Genomic DNA, 15954 nt, shown 5'->3' with positions numbered 1-15954 from the left:
CGCGCATGCCCACGCGCGTCGACAAGAAGCCCAGCACCACCAAGCGCATGATCTGGATGATCGTTGGCGTGCTGCTGCTGATCGCGCTGATCGCCGGCATCAAGGTGCTGCTGGTCATGCACATGATCCACAGCATGCCGAAGCCGGCACCGTTCACGGTCAGCACCACCACCGCCCGCGAACAGCCATGGCAACCCGCGCTGAGTGCCGTCGGCACCCTGCGTGCGGCCAACGGCGCCGACCTGGCGATGGACGTGGCCGGCCTGGTCACCGGGGTGAACCTGAAATCCGGCCAGGACGTAAAGCAGGGCCAGGTGCTGCTGCAGCTGCGCGACGGCGACGACGTGGCCCAGCTGCAACAACTGGAGGCCGCGGCCCAGCTGTCCCAGCTCACCTTCGAGCGGGCGCGCAAGCAGCTTGCGGCGCAGGCGATCAGCAAGGCCGATTACGACACCGCGGCCGCCGATCTCAAGGGCCGGCAGGCCGCGGTGGCGCAGCAGAAAGTGGTGGTGGCCAAGAAGCAGCTGCGCGCGCCGTTTGCCGGCCGTGCCGGCATCATCACCACCAGCCCCGGTGACTACCTCAGCGCCGGCACCGCGGTGGTGACGTTGCAGCAGCTCGATCCGCTGTTCGTCGATTTCTACGTGCCGCAAAGCGAACTGGGCCGCCTGCAGGTGGGCCAGGCCGTGAACCTGAAGCTGGATGCGTATGCCGACCGCGGCTTCACCGGCAAGCTCAGCGCGATCAGCCCCAAGGTCGACCTCGGCACGCGCAACGTGCAGGTCGAGGCAACCGTGCCCAACCACGACAAGGCGCTCACCCCGGGCATGTTCGCCAAGGTCAGCGTCGACGTCGGCAACGAGCAGCCCCGGCTGACCCTGCCGCAGGCGGCGATCGTCTACAACCCGTATGGCGACACCGTGTACGTGGTGCAGCCGTCCAAGGGCAAGGACGACAAGGGCCAGCCGCTGCCGCCCACGGTGAAGCAGACCTTCGTCACGGTCGGCGAGACCCGCGGCGACCAGGTGGCGATCCTCAAGGGCATCGAGCCGGGCACCGTGGTCGTCACCAGTGGCCAGATCAAGCTGAAGAACGACGCGCCGATCGCGATCGACAACCGCGTGAAGCCCGCCGACAGCGCCCATCCCGCGCCGCAGGAGCACTGAGCGAACCCCATGAAATTCACCGACCTGTTCATCAACAAGCCGGTGCTGGCGGTGGTCGTCAGCCTGCTGATCCTGGTCCTCGGCGTGCGTGCCGTCAGCAGCCTGACCGTGCGCCAGTACCCCAAGACCGAGAACGCCACGGTCACCATCAGCACCGCGTACTACGGTGCCGATGCGCAGACCATGGCCGGCTTCATCACCCAGCCGCTGGAACAGGCGATCTCGCAGGCGCAGGGCATCGACTACCTGTCCTCCAGCAGCGTGCAGGGCGTGTCCACCATCACCGCGACCCTGCGCCTGAACTACGACGCCAACCGCGCCTTGACCGAAATCACCACCCAGGTGAATTCGGTGAAGAACCAGCTGCCGCCGCAGGCGCAGCAGCCGGTGCTCAACGTACAGACCGGCGAGACCGTCGACGCGATGTACATGGGCTTCTACAGCGATGTGCTGCCCACCAACAACATCACCGACTACCTGGCGCGGGTGGTGAAACCCAAGCTCGATTCGATCGATGGCGTGCAGACCGCCGAGCTGCTCGGCGCGCGCCAGTTCGCCCTGCGCGCCTGGCTCGATCCGGCCAAGATGGCGGCGCATGGCATCACCGCCACCGATGTGAACACGGCGCTGGCCTCCAACAACTATCTGGCCGCGGTCGGCTCCAGCAAGGGCCAGGCGGTGACGGTCGACCTGACCGCCGACAGCAACCTGCATTCGGTCGACGAGTTCAAGCAGCTGGCGATCAAGCAGGGCAACGGTGCGATCGTGCGGCTGCAGGACGTGGCCACGGTCTCGCTGGGCTCGGAAAACTACGACTTCAACGTGGCCTTCAGCGGCAAGCGTTCGGTGTTCATCGGCATCAAGGTCGCGCCCGACGCGAACGTGCTGGACGTGGCCAAGCGCGTGCGCGAGGCGTTCCCGGAGATCCAGAGCCAGCTTCCCGGCGGCCTGACCGGACAGATCGTGTACGACGGCACCGAGTTCGTGAACAGCTCGATCAACGAGGTGGTCAAGACCCTGGTCGAGGCGCTGCTGATCGTCACCCTGGTGATCTTCCTGTTCCTCGGTAGCCTGCGTGCGGTGATCATCCCGGTGATCGCGATGCCGCTGTCGCTGGTCGGCACCTTCTTCGTGATGCTGGCGCTGGGTTACTCGATCAACCTGCTGACCCTGCTGGCGCTGGTGCTGGCGATCGGCCTGGTGGTGGACGACGCGATCATCGTGGTGGAGAACGTCGACCGCCACATGAAGGAAGAGGGCAAGACGCCGCTGCAGGCCGCCCTGTTGGCGGCGCGCGAGCTGGGTGGGCCGATCATGGCGATGACCGTGGTGCTGATCGCGGTCTATGTGCCGATCGGTTTCCAGAAGGGGCTGACCGGTGCGCTGTTCAGCGAGTTCGCCTTCACCCTGGCCGGCGCGGTGACGGTGTCGGCGGTGATCGCGTTGACGCTGTCGCCGATGATGACCTCGAAGTTCTTCCGCAACGAGCAGGAGAGCGGCCGCTTCGTGCAGTTCATCGACCGCCAGTTCGATCGCGTGCATCAGGGCTATCAGCGCGTACTACACAACACGCTGTCGACCAAGTCGGTGGTGATCGTCATGAGCGCGCTGCTGCTGCTGGCCACCATCGCGCTGGGCGTCACGGCCCAGTCCGAGCTGGCCCCCGAGGAGGACCAGGGCATCGTGGTCGGCCAGATCGTGGGCGCGCCGAACACGACGGCGCAGCAGATGAATGTCTATGCGACGCAGATGTTCGAGCTGTCCAGGCAGTTGCCGGAATACGAGCAGATGTTCCAGCTGACCGGCGTGCCCACCATCAACCAGGGCATCGGCGGCGTGCTGTTCAAGCCGTGGGACCAGCGCCACCGCAGCGCACATGAGCTGCAACAGGTGCTGCAGGAGAAGTGGAACGGCATCGCCGGCGGCCGGGTGGCCGCGTTCCAGTTCCCGCCGCTGCCCGGCGCATCGGGCCTGCCGATCCAGGTGGTGATCACCACCACCGAGCCGTTCGAGAACCTCAACGAGGTGGCTTCCCAGGTGCTGCAGAAGGCGCAGGCCAGCGGCAAGTTCTACTTCGTCGACTCCGACCTCAAGGTCGACAAGCCGCAGAGTACGGTCAGCCTCGACCGCGACATGATCACCACGCTCGGGCTGACCCAGCAGGACGTGGGCGCCGCGCTCGGCTCGGCGCTGGGCGGCGGCTACGTCAACTACTTCTCGATCTCCGGCCGTTCGTACAAGGTGATCCCGCAGGTATTGCAGGCCGACCGCCTCAACCCGAACCAGGTACTGGACTACTACATCCGCGTGCCGGACGGCTCGGTGATCCCGGCGTCGACCGTGGCCAAGATCACCAAGCAGGTGGTGCCGCAGTCGCTGAACCGCTTCCAGCAGTTGAACTCGGCCACGATCTCCGGCGTCAGCGGGATGTCGCAGGGCGATGCGCTGACCTACTTGCGTGACCTGGTGAAGCAGGTGGCGCCGACCGGCTACAACGTGGACTACGCCGGCCAGTCGCGCCAGTTCACCCAGGAGTCCGGCGGTTTCGGCAACACGCTGCTGTTTGCCGTGATCATCGTGTTCCTGGCCCTGGCCGCGCAATTCAACAGCCTGCGCGATCCGATCGTGATCCTGGTCTCGGTGCCGCTGGCGCTGTTCGGCGCGCTGATCTTCGTCAACCTGTTCACCAGCCTCAACATCTACACCGAGGTCGGCCTGGTGACCCTGATGGGCCTGATCAGCAAGCACGGCATCTTGATCGTGCAGTTCGCCAACCAGTCGCAACTGAACGGCATGTCCAAACGCGAGGCGATCGAACACGCCGCGGCGGTGCGCCTGCGGCCGATCCTGATGACCACCGCGGCGATGGTGCTGGGCGTGCTGCCGCTGGTGATCGCCTCCGGCGCCGGCGCGGCGGGCCGTTTCAACATGGGCCTGGTGATTTCCACCGGCCTGGCGATCGGCACCGTGTTCACCCTGTTCGTGGTGCCGGCGTTCTACCTGCTGCTGGCCGCCGACCGCCACGGCGGCAAGCCGTCGGATGAGCCGCGACTGGCGGCACCCGGGCCGACGGTACAGGCCTGAGCAACGGACAAGAGAAAGGCGCGGTCACCCGCGCCTTTCTCTTGTCCTTGGGTGACTCAGTTGCGCGATTGCAGCTTCGACAGCAGCCGCAGCAGTTCCAGGTACAGCCAGACCAGGGTGACCACCAGCGCGAACGCGCCGTACCACTCCATGTATTTGGGCGCGCCCGACTGGGCACCGGTCTCGATCAGGTCGAAGTCGAGGATCAGGTTGAGCGCCGCGATCACCACCACCACCGCGCTGAACGCGATGCCGACGCCGCTGCTGCCGCTGATGAAGCCCATCGAGTGGCCGAAAAAGCCCATCGCGAAGTTCGCCAGGTACAGCAGCATGATGCCGCCGGTGGCGGCGACGATGCCGAGCTTGAACTTCTCGGTAGCGCGGATCAGCCCGCTGCGATAGGCCAGCAGCATCGCCGCCATGGTGCCGAAGGTCAGCCCCACCGCCTGCATCACGATGCCGGGATAGCGCATCTCGAAGATCGCCGACAGCGCACCGATGAAGACGCCTTCCACCACGGCGTACAGCGGTGCGGTGATCGGCGCCCAGGTCTTCTTGAACACGGTGACCAGGGCCAGCACCAGGCCGCCGATGGCGCCGCCGAGCACCAGCGGCAGCATCGCCGGCAGGCTGTCCGGGCCACTGAAGCGGCTCCAGCTGACCATCGCGCCGACCAGTACCAGGATCAGCAGCAGGCCGGTCTTGTTCACCGTGCCGTTGATCGTCATCGCCTCGTCGCCGCGCGTGAAGACCGCGCCGCTGGCAGCGTCGAGGAAGGTGTTCTTGTTGAGCGCCGGATTGCCGCTTTGCATGATCTGCTCCTGTGGTTTGCCGCCATCGTAGCGGCTTTGCCGGCGCCCTGCGCCAACACGCCGTTGCGCCGCCGCGTGGAAACTACGCGACAATACGGTCTTGCCGAACCGCGCGGAGCCCCGATGAATCCTTCCACCCTGCGTATCGCCACCCGCAAGAGCGCGCTCGCGCTGTGGCAGGCCGAGCATGTCGCCGCGCTGCTGCGCGCGGCGCATCCGGGGCTGACGGTGGAGCTGGTGCCGATGAGCACCCGCGGCGACGAGGTCCTGGACCAGCCGCTGGCCACGATCGGCGGCAAGGGACTGTTCCTGAAGGAACTGGAGGTGGCGATGCTGGAGGGCCGCGCCGACCTCGCCGTGCATTCGCTGAAGGACGTGCCGGCGCAGCTGGAGCCGGGCTTCGCGCTGCCGGCGATCCTGCCGCGCGCAGATGCCGCCGATGCGTTCGTCAGCAACCACTACGCCGACCTCGCCGCGCTGCCCCACGGTGCGCGCGTCGGCACCTCGTCGTTGCGGCGGCAAGCGCAGTTGCGCGCGTTGCGACCCGATCTGATCCTGCTCGACTTGCGCGGCAACGTCGGCACCCGGCTGGGCAAGCTCGACGCCGGCGACTACGACGCGATCGTGCTGGCCTGCGCCGGGCTGGAACGCCTCGACCTCGCCGCGCGCATCCGCTCGCGACTGGCCGCACCGGACTGGCTGCCGGCGCCGGGCCAGGCGGCGATCGCGATCGAGGCGCGCGAAGGCCAGGCCGGCGTACTGGCCTTGCTGGCCGCGCTGGACGATGCCGACACCCGGCTCACCGTGAGTGCCGAGCGTGCGATGAACCAGGCCCTGGGCGGCAGCTGCACGGTACCGATCGGTGCCTGGTGCATGCTCGGCGAACACGGCCTGCACCTGCACGGCATGGTCGGCGACGCCGCCAGCGGCCAGCTGCTGCATGCCGAAGCCAGCGCCCCCAGCGACCAGGCGATCGCGCTAGGCCGGAAGGTGGCGGCAGCACTGCTGGCGCAGGGCGCCGGCAGCCTGCTCGGACTCTGAGGCGGCGCATGACGCAAACGGCCCTCCCGCTCGCGCGGAAGGGCCGTCATGGCCGCGTTTCGGACGTACCGGCTTAGAAGCTGTAGACCAGGTTGGTGGTGGTCAGCGTGTCGGTCTTCTTGGTGCCCGGCAGCACGTCGCTGTTGTGGCGCACCTGGAAGCCGACCTTCAGCGCCAGCTTCCTGGTCATGCTGACCGCCAGGCCCGCGTCGTTCTGCAGGTAGGTGTTCTTCGAACCCGCTTCCATCAGGAGCGTGTCCTCGAATGCGGTGTTCTCGGTGAGCTTGTACTTGTAGTTGGCCAGGCCGCGGGCAACCATCTCGCTCTCGGTCGGCTGCTGCTGGTGTATCACCACGCCGTCGACCACCGTGTCGACGTCGGCCGGGCGGTAACGTTTGTAACCGGGACCGATTTCGAACGACAGCTCGTTGCGCCCGTCCTTCAGTGCGATGTAGCCGTAACCGAGCGAGACGATGCCCTGCCACAGGTTCGCGCCGAAGTCGTCGTGCTCGTAACGGGCGGCACCGACGATGTAGCTGCGCGGATCGAGCTTGAGGCCGACCGAGGCGCCGCCGTCATAGCGGTTCGCGGTGGTGTTGAACTGCTCGACGGTGTTGCCGGCCGCATCGACCACGGTCTGCTGGCTCTTCGAGCGCAACGCGTCGATGAAGAAGTTGTTCTTCCACTGCTCGTTTTCCTGGCTCAGGCCGAGCTTGGCGTTGACGTTCTCCGAGCGGGAGTTGCCGGTGGCCGAAGCAAAACCGAATTCGCCCGAACCGGTCCAGCCGCCGTTGTTGGCCGGGTTGGCATCGGTGTCCTGGGCCTGGACGGCGAAACTCGCGAAGGCGGCCAGCAGCAGGCCGGCGATCAAGGTCTTTTTCATCAGGGGACGGTCCATTTGTTAAACAATAGTAAGACAGCTACCTTAACGGGACGGCTTGAACTTGCAATGAACGGCGCTGCAAAGCCATCCGCGCCATCTCACCCGGCCGCCGGCAACTCGCCCGCCAGCGCCGTTTCGTAGACGCGCTGCTCCAGCATCTTGCCCAGCAGGCAGCTGGGCACCGCCACCGCGGCGGCCAGCAGGCCGCCGCCGAAGCGTTCGGTCAGCAGCAAGGCGGCGCACGGCAGCACATAGATGAAGATCGCCGCCACGAAGCGCGCCGGCGGCACCTCGTGCACCTCCATTTCGCCGCCCACGCCATGCGGCACGCCCAGGGATTGCCAACGCATGCCTTCGAGCAGACCCAGCAGCAGGGCCAGCGCCAGCAGCAATAATATCCATGGATACGCGCTCTGCGGCGGCTCCAGCCCGCCTTGCACCATCATGCACAGCCACAACCACAGCCCGCCGCCATACCAGGCGGTGACCAGCCGGCTCACCGGCAGCGACGACGACACCCGCTGCAGGCCGGGCGACAACCGGCTGCGATAGCGGTAAGCGGTATAGACCAGGCTGACCAGGCTGCACAGCATCAGCGCCACGCCGGCCAGGCGCATGGCCGGGGTATGCCCGTGGCCGTCGCCCAGGATGATCACCAGCAGCACCGGCAGGAAGGTCACCAACGCCATCAGTGCCGCCCGCGAGGCCCCGCGGCTGCGGCCCGGCGGCCAGCCGTACCAGTCCGACGTTGCCGGCAGGTGCAGGCGAACCAGCAGCAGGCCCGCTCCGACCAGCGCGGTGCCGAGTATCAGCGGCATCCGCATGTCGCAGCGGCCGATCCGCTCCATCCCCAGCGCCAGGCCCATGCCGAGCCAGATCCACAGGCCGTAGCCGCTGATCGCCAGCACCCGCAGCAGGATCTCCGCATAGCCCGACGGGCGTACATCGGCCACCGTGGCATCAGGCATGGCGACCGGGGGTAGCTCGTGGAGAACTGGCATGGGGCGTCCGATGGGAGGCGACGGCGATGCACGCGGCGACTTGCGGCCGCCACAGGCCGCCGCCATGCTACACAACGCCTCTTCCCCACGATATGCCGACGACCCCATGGATCGCTACGAACGCATACTGACCCTGCACCGACTGCTGAAGTCGGCGCACTACCCGATTCCGCTGTCGCGCCTGCTCGGCGAGCTGGAGTGCTCGCGCGCCACGCTGTACCGCGACGTGGCCTTCCTGCGCGACGCGCTGGGCGCGCCGATCGAAAGCGCCGGCACCGACCAGGCCGCGTTCCGCTACGAAGTGGGCGAGGGCGAGAAGTTCGAGCTGCCCGGGCTGTGGCTGACCTCCGACGAACTGGCCGCGCTGCTGGCGCTGAACGAGCTGATCGGACGCTCCGGCCCCGGCGTGCTGGCCGGTGCGCTGGCGCCGTTCAAGTCGCGCATCGAGGGCCTGCTGTCGCACCAGGACAGCGGCAAGGCGCTGCCGATCGAGCGTATCCGCGTGATCCCGTGGGGCGAGCGCAAGCTCGACCAGCAGGTGTTCCGCATCGTCGCCGGCGCGGTGCTGGAACGCCGGCAGCTGCGCTTCCGCTACCGCGCGCGCACCACCAACGCGGACAGCCGCCGCACGGTGTCGCCGCAGCGGCTGACCCACTACCGCGACAACTGGTACCTCGACGTGTGGGACCACGACCGCCAGGCGCTGCGCAGCTTCGCGGTCGACCGCATCGCCGACGCGCAGGCGCTGGACACGCCGGCCACCGACGTGGCCGACGCCGAGCTCAACGAGCTGCTCGCCTCCAGCTACGGCATCTTCGCCGGCAAGCCAAAGGCGTGGGCGACCATCCGCTTCTCGTCGCACGCCGCGCGCTGGGTCGCCGACGAGCACTGGCACTCGCAGCAGAAGGGCGAGTGGCTGCCAGACGGCCGCTACGAGCTGAAGCTGCCCTACTCCAACTCGAAGGAACTGCTGATGGACGTGCTCAAGTACGGCCCGGACGCAGAGGTCGTGGCGCCGCTCTCGCTGCGCGAGGAAATGAAGATCCTGCTGCAGCTGGCCCTCGGCGGTTACCAGTCGCCGCAGGGCTGAGCGATGAACGCCACCGACATCGCCACTGCCACCCCGACGCCCGTGCCGCACAGGCCGACGGTGGCGCTGGCGCTCGGTGCCGGCGGCGCGAAGGGGCTGGCGCACATCGGCGTGATCGAGGAAATCGAGGCGCAGGGTTTCCAGATCGTGGCGATCGCGGGCGCTTCGATGGGTGCGCTGATCGGCGGCATCCATGCGGCGGGCAAGCTCGACGTGTATCGCGACTGGGTCTGCGCGCTGGCCAAGCTCGACGTGCTCAGGCTGGTCGACTGGACGTTCACCGGCGGTGGCCTGATCAAGGGCGAAAAGATCATCGAGACCATGCGCGGGCTGATCGGCGACGTGCAGATCGAGGAACTGCCGCTGGCGTTCACCGCGGTCGCCACCGACCTCGAGCGCGGCCGCGAAGTGTGGCTGAGCCGTGGCGGCCTGTTCGATGCGATCCGCGCATCGATCGCGATCCCCACGGTGTTCCGCCCGCACCTCATCGACGGCCGCCGGCTGGTCGACGGCGCCCTGCTCAATCCGGTGCCGGTGACGCCGCTGATCCGCGAAACCGCGGACTACCTGATCGCGGTCAGCGTGGACGGTCCGGCGGTGACGGTCACGCCGCCGGAACCGCCGATCCAGCCCGCAGCGGCGGAAAACGGCTATCGCCGCCGCATCGGCGAGTTCATCGGCCGGATGATCCCGCGTGGTGAAATCCGCCCGCGCGAGCCGGGCACGTTCGAACTGCTGGCGCAGTCGATGGACCTGATGCAGGCGAATCTGTCGCGTCTGCGCCTGGCCGCATACGCGCCGGACCTGCTGATCCAGCTGCCGCACAACATGGCTCTCGCCTACGAGTTCTACCGCGCGCGCGAACTGATCGAGCTGGGCCGCGTGCAGGCGCGCGCGGCACTGGCGAACTGGCCGCGCGCCGGCACGCCGCAGCGCGAGGCCTGAATCGCGCCGCGCCTCGGCCTCAACGCGGGCCGTGCGTGTGCAACCAGTTCTCCAGGTACGCCTTCATCGCCACCGCGTTGTTGTGTTCTTCGTCGCGTGCGCCGTAGAGCAGGGTGACGTGGTGTCGCGCGGCCCGTTCGGCCAGCGGCTGCCAGTACTCGGCCAGCGCATCCAGCTCGCTGGCGTAGCGGTGGCGGAAACCGTCCCACAGCGCCGGGTCATGTCCGAACCACTTGCGCAAGGCGGTCGACGGCGCCAGTTCCTTCGCCCACAGGTCCAGCGGCACCGCCTCCTTCTTCAGCCCGCGCGGCCACAACCGGTCGATCAGCACGCGATAGCCGTCGGCTTTCGCGGCCGGTTCGTAAACACGCTTGATGGTGATGCTCATGGGCGTCTCCCGAAAGGAAGATCCCCAGCATACGACGACCGGTTCAGACCGACGTGACCTGGATCAGAGTTCCTCGACCCGGGTCACCTTGCCGCGACGCATCAGCCACGCCACGCCACGCAGGTCGGCCAGGCCCACCCACAGCCGGTCCAGCATGCCGTACTTGGACACGCCGGCGGTGCGCGGGCGATGGCCGACCGGCACGCTCTGGCTGGCGAAGCCGGCGCGCTTGACCAGCGCCGGCAGGTAGCGGTGCATGTGGTCGAAGTAGGGCAGACGCAGGAACACCTCGCGCTCGAACAGCTTCAGGCCGCAGCCGGTGTCCGGGGTGGCGTCCTTCAGCATGCGCGAACGCACCGCGTTGGCGACCTTCGAGGAGATGCGCTTGTTGAAGCTGTCGCGGCGGGTGGTGCGCCAGCCGGCGAACAGCCGCGTTTCGGCCGATGCCGCGTCGCGCGCGGCGAGCAGCTTCGGGATGTCGGCCGGATCGTTCTGGCCGTCACCGTCCAGCGTGGCGATCCATGGCGAAGCCGCCGCGCGCACGCCGTTCCACACCGCCGTGCTCTGGCCGCTGCGGGTGACGTGGTGCAGCACGCGCAGCTCCGGATGCAGCGCCTTCTGCGCGGCCAGCACGGCGCGGCTGTCGTCGCTGGAATCGTCGTCGACGTAGATGACTTCGTAGTCGACCCGACCGCGCAGGGCGGCGGCGATCTCGGCCAGCAGCGGCGGGATGTTGTCGCGCTCGTTGAAGACGGGGACGACGACGGAGAGTTGCGGCATGGGGGAAGCCTTTCAGCGGGGGCAGATGCCGCGCCTGACGCAGCAACGGGTCAGTTTAATGCCAAAGCGCAGACTGCTGCTCCCCCTGCAAGGCAGGGAGAGGCTGGCGACCGAAGGGAGTCCTTCAGGTGAGGGGGCAGGCATTTGACTCAAGATCAAGAGCACCCCTCCCCAACCCTCCCCTGCAAAGCAGGGGAGGGAGCAAAGGCTCGGCCTAGCGGATCTTGCCGAGGATGCCTTCCAGCTCGTCGTTGCTGTGGTAGTGGATCACCAGCTTGCCGTGGCCGCCGCGGCCCTGGGCCAGTTCGACCCGAGTGGCCAGGCGTTCGGCCAGTTCGCGCTCCAGCGCGGCGATGTTCGGATCGCGCGCGGACGCGTGCTTGGCCTTGCCTTTCGGCGCGGTCTGCGCGCGGCGCGCGGCTTCTTCCAGCTCGCGCACCGACCAGCCGAGGGTCGAAGCCTGGCGCGCCAGCGGCACGGCGATGGATTCGTCCAGGGTGAGCAGGCAACGCGCGTGGCCCATTTCCAGCTTGCCGTCGTCGAGCAGGCGCTTGATCGACTCCGGCATCTCGGTGAGCCGCAGCATGTTCGACACCGAGGCGCGCGAACGGCCCACCGCGTCGGCGGCCTGCTGGTGGGTGAGGTCGAAGTCGTCGATCAGCCGCTTCAGCGCGTCGGCTTCTTCCAGCGGGGTGAGGTCCTGGCGCTGGATGTTCTCGATCAGCGCCATCGCCGGCACCGCTGCCTCCGGCACGCTCTTCACCAGCGCCGGCAGTTCGCTCAGCTGGGCGCGCTGCGCGGCCCGCCAGCGGCGTTCGCCGGCGATCAGCTCGTAGCTGTTCTTGCCGATCTCGCGCACCACCACCGGCTGGATCAGGCCCTGCGCCTTGATCGACGCGGCCAGTTCGTCCAGCGCCTCGTCGTTCCAGTGCCGCCGTGGCTGGTACTTGCCGGGCTGGATCTGCTGGATCGGCAGGATGCGCAGTTCGCCTTCCTGGGTCAGCACCGACGGCGCGGCGTCGCCGTCGCCGCCGAGCAGGGCATCCAGCCCGCGTCCCAATCCACGTTTTTTCGCAGCTGCCATGCCTTATTCCTGGTGGTTCGCGGCGGGCGCCTTGAGCACCGGGCCGCCGTCGTCATGTGGCGATACCGCCGCCTCGAATGCCTCGACCGGATCGGCCGCCGAGCGCGGCAGGCCGCGCTCGCGCCGGATCACCTCGCCGGCCAGGCCGATATAGGCGATTGCGCCGCGTGAGCTGCGATCGTACAGATGGATCGGCTGGCCGTGGCTGGGCGCCTCGGCCAGGCGCACGTTGCGCGGGATGATCGAGCGCAGCACCTTGTCGCCGAAATGCTGGGTGAGCTGGGCGGAGACTTCGTTGCCGAGGTTGTTGCGCACGTCGTACATGGTGCGCAGCAGGCCCTCGATCTCCAGCGTGGGGTTCAGCCGGTGGCGCACTGCCTTGACCGTGTCCAGCAGGCTGGACAGGCCTTCCAGCGCGAAGTATTCGCACTGCACCGGGATCAGCACGCCATCGGCGGCGGTCAGCGCGTTCAGCGTGAGCAGGTTCAGCGAGGGCGGGCAGTCGATCAGGATGGTGTGGTAATTGGCCGAGACCTTCGCCAGCACTTCCTTCAGCCGGTGCTCGCGCGCCAGCGCATCCATCAGCTTCAGTTCGGCCGCGGTAAGGTCGCCGTTGCCCGGCAGCAGGTCGTAGTGCGCGTCGGTGGGCACGATCGCCGCGGCGATCTCCACTTCCTCCAGCAGCACTTCGCAGCCGCTTGCCTTGATGTCGCGCTTGTTGATGCCCGAGGCCATCGTGGCGTTGCCCTGCGGGTCCAGGTCGACCAGCAATACCTTGCGCTTCGCGGCGGCCAGCGCAGCGGCGAGATTGACGGCAGTGGTGGTCTTGCCGACGCCGCCTTTCTGGTTGGCGACAGCGATGATGCGGGCCATGGATGGATAGCTACCGTACGCGTGGAGAGGGTGGAGCGTGGGCGACAGAAACGTCCGAGGCGAAAAGCTCTCTGCGCGAGGACAGTTTTTCGACGATTCGCCGGCCCATAGTGGTTCTATGGGCCAAGAAGCGGCGGAAAAGTGGACCGCGCAGAGGGCTTTGCAGCCCGGACGGTTTCTGCCGTCCACGCTCCTAGTGTAATGCCTCACCCCGCCGAGCGCTGCCCGCGCTCAGGCGCCGATCCGTGCCCCGCTGGCGGCATCGAACAGATGCAGATGTTCGGCCACCAGGCCCAGCGCCAGCGTGCTGCCCGGCTCGGGCAAGGCCCGCGGCGCGACCCGCGAAACCAGCGCCCGGTCGCCGTGACGCAGGTTCAGGAAGATCTCGTTGCCGACCGGCTCGATGACTTCCAGCTGCGCACTGAGCGCGGCGGTGGCGGCATCCTGCGGCTGCAGGTCCTCCGGGCGGATGCCCAGCACCACCTCGCGGTCGCGCCACGGCTGCCATGCCGCCGCCTGCGCCGGCTCGCCCAGCGCGATGTCGCCGTGCGCGGTGGCCAACTTCCAGCCATCGGCCAGCCTGAGCGTGCCGTGCAGCTGGTTCATCGCCGGGCTGCCGACGAAGCCGGCCACGAACAGGTTGGCCGGTTTCCCGTACAGGTTCATCGGCGTGTCGATCTGCTGGATCACGCCGCCGTCCAGCACCACGATGCGCTGGCCCAGGGTCATCGCCTCGATCTGGTCGTGGGTGACGTAGATCATGGTGGCCCTGAGCTGGCGGTGCAGTCGCGCGATCTCCACCCGCATCGACAGGCGCAGCTTGGCGTCCAGGTTGGACAGCGGCTCGTCCAGCAGGAACACCTTGGGGTCACGCACCAGCGCGCGGCCCAGCGCCACGCGCTGGCGCTGGCCGCCGGACAGCGCGGCCGGACGCGAAGCCAGCCGCGACTCCAGCTCCAACGTCTTCGCCGCCGCCGCCACGCGTCGGTCGATGTCGGCCTGCTTGTGGCCGCGCAGCTTCAGGCCGAAGCCGAGGTTCTCGGCCACCGTCATGTGCGGGTACAGCGCGTAGTTCTGGAACACCATTGCGATATCGCGATCCTTCGGCGCGACCTCGTTGACCACGCGGCCGTCGATGCTCAGCGTGCCGCCGCTGATCGATTCCAGCCCGGCGAGCATGCGCAGCAAGGTGGTCTTGCCGCAGCCGGACGGCCCCACCAGCACCAGCAGCTCGCCGTCGGCGATCTCGAAGCTGGCGTCGGCCACCCCGACGTGACCGTTCGGATAAACCTTGCGCAACTGGTCCAGACGCACGGCAGCCATGAATTCTCCGGGGTTGGCCACGACGGCCGTCATCGCCGCAGCATGCACTTGTCTGCACATCGGCGAAACATTCGGCTATTCTGCCGATGTAATCGTTTACATCAAGCACTTTGGCTGCAGGAACCCCCATGACCCGCCCCAGCTTCCGCTTTCCCGACGGCTTCCATTGGGGTGCGGCCACTTCGGCCTATCAGATCGAGGGCTCGCCACTGGCCGATGGCGCCGGCCCCAGCATCTGGCAGCGCTTCGCGCATACGCCGGGAATGATGGTCAACGGCGACACCGGCGACGTCGCCTGCGACCACTACCGCCGCTACAAGAGCGACGTGCAGTTGATGAAGGCGCTGGGCCTCCAGGGCTACCGCTTCAGCATCAACTGGGCGCGGGTGCTGCCCGAGGGCACCGGCCGGGTCAATCCGAAGGGGCTGGATTTCTATTCGCGGCTGGTCGACGAACTGCTGGAGAACGGCATCGCACCGAACGCCACGCTGTTCCACTGGGACCTGCCGGCGGCGCTGGACGACCGCGGCGGCTGGCTCAACCGCGACATCGCGCACTGGTTCGCCGACTACGCCGAAGTGATGTTCAAGGCGCTGGACGACCGCGTGCCGCGCTGGTCCACGCTCAACGAGCCCTGGGTGGTCACCGATGGCGGTTACCTGCACGGCGCGCTGGCGCCGGGCCATCGCAACAAGTTCGAGGCGCCGATCGCCGCGCACAACCTGATGCGCGCCAGCGGCGCCGGCATCCAGGCGTATCGCGCGCATGGAAAGCACGAGATCGGCGTGGTGTTCAACATCGAACCGAAGTACCCGTACTCGGACAGCGCCGAGGACCTCGCCGCCACCCGCCGCGCGCATGCCTACATGAACCAGCAATTCGCCGACCCGGCCCTGCTGGGCAGCTATCCGCCGGAGCTGAAGGAGATCTTCGGCGAGGCATGGCCGGATTTCCCGGCCGACGATTTCGAGCTGACGAACCAGCCGGTCGATTTCGTGGGCATCAACTACTACACCCGCGCGGTGGTGAAGCACGACGCGAACGCGTATCCGTTGCGGGCGGTCCCGGTACGCCAGCCGAACAAGACCCACACCGAGACCGGCTGGGAGGTGTTCGAACAGGGCCTGACCGACACGCTGACCTGGTTCAAGCAGCGCTACGGCGACATCCCGCTGTTCATCACCGAAAACGGTTCGGCGTTCTACGACCCGCCGGTGGCCGAGAACGGCGTGCTCGACGATCCGCTGCGCACGAACTACCTGCGCAAGCACCTCAGGGCGCTGCACGACGCCATCGCGGCGGGCGTGAATCTGAAGGGCTATTACGCGTGGTCGCTGCTGGACAACCTGGAGTGGTCGCTGGGCTTCTCCAAGCGCTTCGGCCTGTACCACGTCGACTTCGCCACCCAGCAGCGCACGCCGAAGGCCAGTGCGAAGCTGTATGCGCAGGTGATCGAGAGCAACGGCGGCGTGCTGGACGAATAA

The 15954-nt window shown here is 67.6% G+C and carries 14 protein-coding genes; 6 read left to right on the top strand and 8 right to left on the bottom strand.

The genetic code is table 11. The features are described from left to right. The first annotated feature begins 5 nt into the window (after positions 1-5). Complete coding sequence (locus ABIE04_RS08960) at positions 6-1166, top strand: efflux RND transporter periplasmic adaptor subunit (RefSeq protein WP_354548849.1); 1161 nt, start codon at positions 6-8, stop codon at positions 1164-1166. A gap of 9 nt (positions 1167-1175) precedes the next feature. Next, positions 1176-4250 (top strand): efflux RND transporter permease subunit, encoded by a 3075-nt coding sequence (locus ABIE04_RS08955; protein WP_354548846.1) that lies wholly within the window; start codon positions 1176-1178, stop codon positions 4248-4250. 56 nt (positions 4251-4306) lie between these two features. On the opposite strand, the gene ABIE04_RS08950 is transcribed toward ABIE04_RS08955, so the two are convergent. After that, the gene (locus tag ABIE04_RS08950; RefSeq protein WP_354548844.1) at positions 4307-5062 is read right to left on the bottom strand and encodes a Bax inhibitor-1/YccA family protein; all 756 of its coding nucleotides are present in this window, start codon (positions 5060-5062) and stop codon (positions 4307-4309) included. A gap of 123 nt (positions 5063-5185) precedes the next feature. On the opposite strand from ABIE04_RS08950, the gene hemC reads away from it, so the two are divergent. Continuing rightward, positions 5186-6103 (top strand): hydroxymethylbilane synthase, encoded by a 918-nt coding sequence (hemC, locus tag ABIE04_RS08945; RefSeq protein WP_354548842.1) that lies wholly within the window; start codon positions 5186-5188, stop codon positions 6101-6103. A 73-nt stretch (positions 6104-6176) separates the two neighbouring features. Here the strand turns inward: hemC and ABIE04_RS08940 are convergent, their stop codons facing one another. Both ABIE04_RS08940 and ABIE04_RS08935 read right to left on the bottom strand, forming a co-directional pair. Further along, positions 6177-6986, bottom strand: a complete 810-nt coding sequence (locus ABIE04_RS08940; RefSeq protein WP_354548840.1) for a DUF481 domain-containing protein — start codon at positions 6984-6986, stop codon at positions 6177-6179. A 98-nt stretch (positions 6987-7084) separates the two neighbouring features. Next, a complete protein-coding gene (locus tag ABIE04_RS08935; RefSeq protein ID WP_354548838.1) occupies positions 7085-7987 on the bottom strand; it encodes a hypothetical protein in 903 nt (300 codons plus the stop codon). A 106-nt stretch (positions 7988-8093) separates the two neighbouring features. Here ABIE04_RS08935 and ABIE04_RS08930 point away from each other — a divergent pair, with 106 nt between their 5' ends. Then, on the top strand, positions 8094-9077 hold the full coding sequence (locus tag ABIE04_RS08930; RefSeq protein WP_354548836.1) for a helix-turn-helix transcriptional regulator: 984 nt from the start codon (positions 8094-8096) through the stop codon (positions 9075-9077). Positions 9078-9080: 3 nt separating this feature from the next. Further along, positions 9081-10022: a patatin-like phospholipase family protein gene (locus ABIE04_RS08925; RefSeq protein WP_354548834.1), complete on the top strand. Its 942-nt coding sequence runs from the start codon at positions 9081-9083 to the stop codon at positions 10020-10022. 19 nt (positions 10023-10041) lie between these two features. On the opposite strand, the gene ABIE04_RS08920 is transcribed toward ABIE04_RS08925, so the two are convergent. From ABIE04_RS08920 to ABIE04_RS08900, 5 genes are all read right to left on the bottom strand, one after another. Next, positions 10042-10410, bottom strand: coding sequence for a DUF488 domain-containing protein (locus tag ABIE04_RS08920; RefSeq protein WP_354548832.1), 369 nt, complete (start codon positions 10408-10410; stop codon positions 10042-10044). A 63-nt stretch (positions 10411-10473) separates the two neighbouring features. Continuing rightward, on the bottom strand, positions 10474-11190 hold the full coding sequence (locus ABIE04_RS08915; RefSeq protein WP_354548830.1) for a glycosyltransferase family 2 protein: 717 nt from the start codon (positions 11188-11190) through the stop codon (positions 10474-10476). A gap of 214 nt (positions 11191-11404) precedes the next feature. Further along, positions 11405-12274, bottom strand: a complete 870-nt coding sequence (locus ABIE04_RS08910; RefSeq protein ID WP_354548828.1) for a ParB/RepB/Spo0J family partition protein — start codon at positions 12272-12274, stop codon at positions 11405-11407. A gap of 3 nt (positions 12275-12277) precedes the next feature. Beyond that, positions 12278-13147: a ParA family protein gene (locus tag ABIE04_RS08905; RefSeq protein ID WP_354548825.1), complete on the bottom strand. Its 870-nt coding sequence runs from the start codon at positions 13145-13147 to the stop codon at positions 12278-12280. A 231-nt stretch (positions 13148-13378) separates the two neighbouring features. Next, positions 13379-14470 (bottom strand): ABC transporter ATP-binding protein, encoded by a 1092-nt coding sequence (locus tag ABIE04_RS08900; RefSeq protein ID WP_354548823.1) that lies wholly within the window; start codon positions 14468-14470, stop codon positions 13379-13381. A 128-nt stretch (positions 14471-14598) separates the two neighbouring features. Between ABIE04_RS08900 and ABIE04_RS08895 the strand changes: the two genes are divergently transcribed. After that, a complete protein-coding gene (locus ABIE04_RS08895; RefSeq protein WP_354548821.1) occupies positions 14599-15954 on the top strand; it encodes a GH1 family beta-glucosidase in 1356 nt (451 codons plus the stop codon).

The organism is Rhodanobacter soli, assembly GCF_040548735.1.
Taxonomy (GTDB): Bacteria; Pseudomonadota; Gammaproteobacteria; order Xanthomonadales; family Rhodanobacteraceae; genus Rhodanobacter; species Rhodanobacter soli_A.
The sequence above is the reverse complement of the archived record's forward strand: the minus strand, read 5'-3'. Positions and strand labels throughout refer to the sequence as shown.

Bases quoted from the DNA above. Each gene is read 5' to 3' on its own strand.
- ABIE04_RS08920 (WP_354548832.1), bottom strand. From the start codon at position 10,410: ATGAGCATCACCATCAAGCGTGTTTACGAACCGGCCGCGAAAGCCGAC.
- ABIE04_RS08950 (WP_354548844.1), bottom strand. From the start codon at position 5,062: ATGCAAAGCGGCAATCCGGCGCTCAACAAGAACACCTTCCTCGACGCT.
- ABIE04_RS08940 (WP_354548840.1), bottom strand. From the start codon at position 6,986: ATGAAAAAGACCTTGATCGCCGGCCTGCTGCTGGCCGCCTTCGCGAGT.
- hemC (WP_354548842.1), top strand. From the start codon at position 5,186: ATGAATCCTTCCACCCTGCGTATCGCCACCCGCAAGAGCGCGCTCGCG.
- ABIE04_RS08935 (WP_354548838.1), bottom strand. From the start codon at position 7,987: ATGCCAGTTCTCCACGAGCTACCCCCGGTCGCCATGCCTGATGCCACG.
- ABIE04_RS08955 (WP_354548846.1), top strand. From the start codon at position 1,176: ATGAAATTCACCGACCTGTTCATCAACAAGCCGGTGCTGGCGGTGGTC.
- ABIE04_RS08925 (WP_354548834.1), top strand. From the start codon at position 9,081: ATGAACGCCACCGACATCGCCACTGCCACCCCGACGCCCGTGCCGCAC.
- ABIE04_RS08960 (WP_354548849.1), top strand. From the start codon at position 6: ATGCCCACGCGCGTCGACAAGAAGCCCAGCACCACCAAGCGCATGATC.
- ABIE04_RS08930 (WP_354548836.1), top strand. From the start codon at position 8,094: ATGGATCGCTACGAACGCATACTGACCCTGCACCGACTGCTGAAGTCG.
- ABIE04_RS08915 (WP_354548830.1), bottom strand. From the start codon at position 11,190: ATGCCGCAACTCTCCGTCGTCGTCCCCGTCTTCAACGAGCGCGACAAC.
- ABIE04_RS08900 (WP_354548823.1), bottom strand. From the start codon at position 14,470: ATGGCTGCCGTGCGTCTGGACCAGTTGCGCAAGGTTTATCCGAACGGT.
- ABIE04_RS08895 (WP_354548821.1), top strand. From the start codon at position 14,599: ATGACCCGCCCCAGCTTCCGCTTTCCCGACGGCTTCCATTGGGGTGCG.
- ABIE04_RS08905 (WP_354548825.1), bottom strand. From the start codon at position 13,147: ATGGCCCGCATCATCGCTGTCGCCAACCAGAAAGGCGGCGTCGGCAAG.
- ABIE04_RS08910 (WP_354548828.1), bottom strand. From the start codon at position 12,274: ATGGCAGCTGCGAAAAAACGTGGATTGGGACGCGGGCTGGATGCCCTG.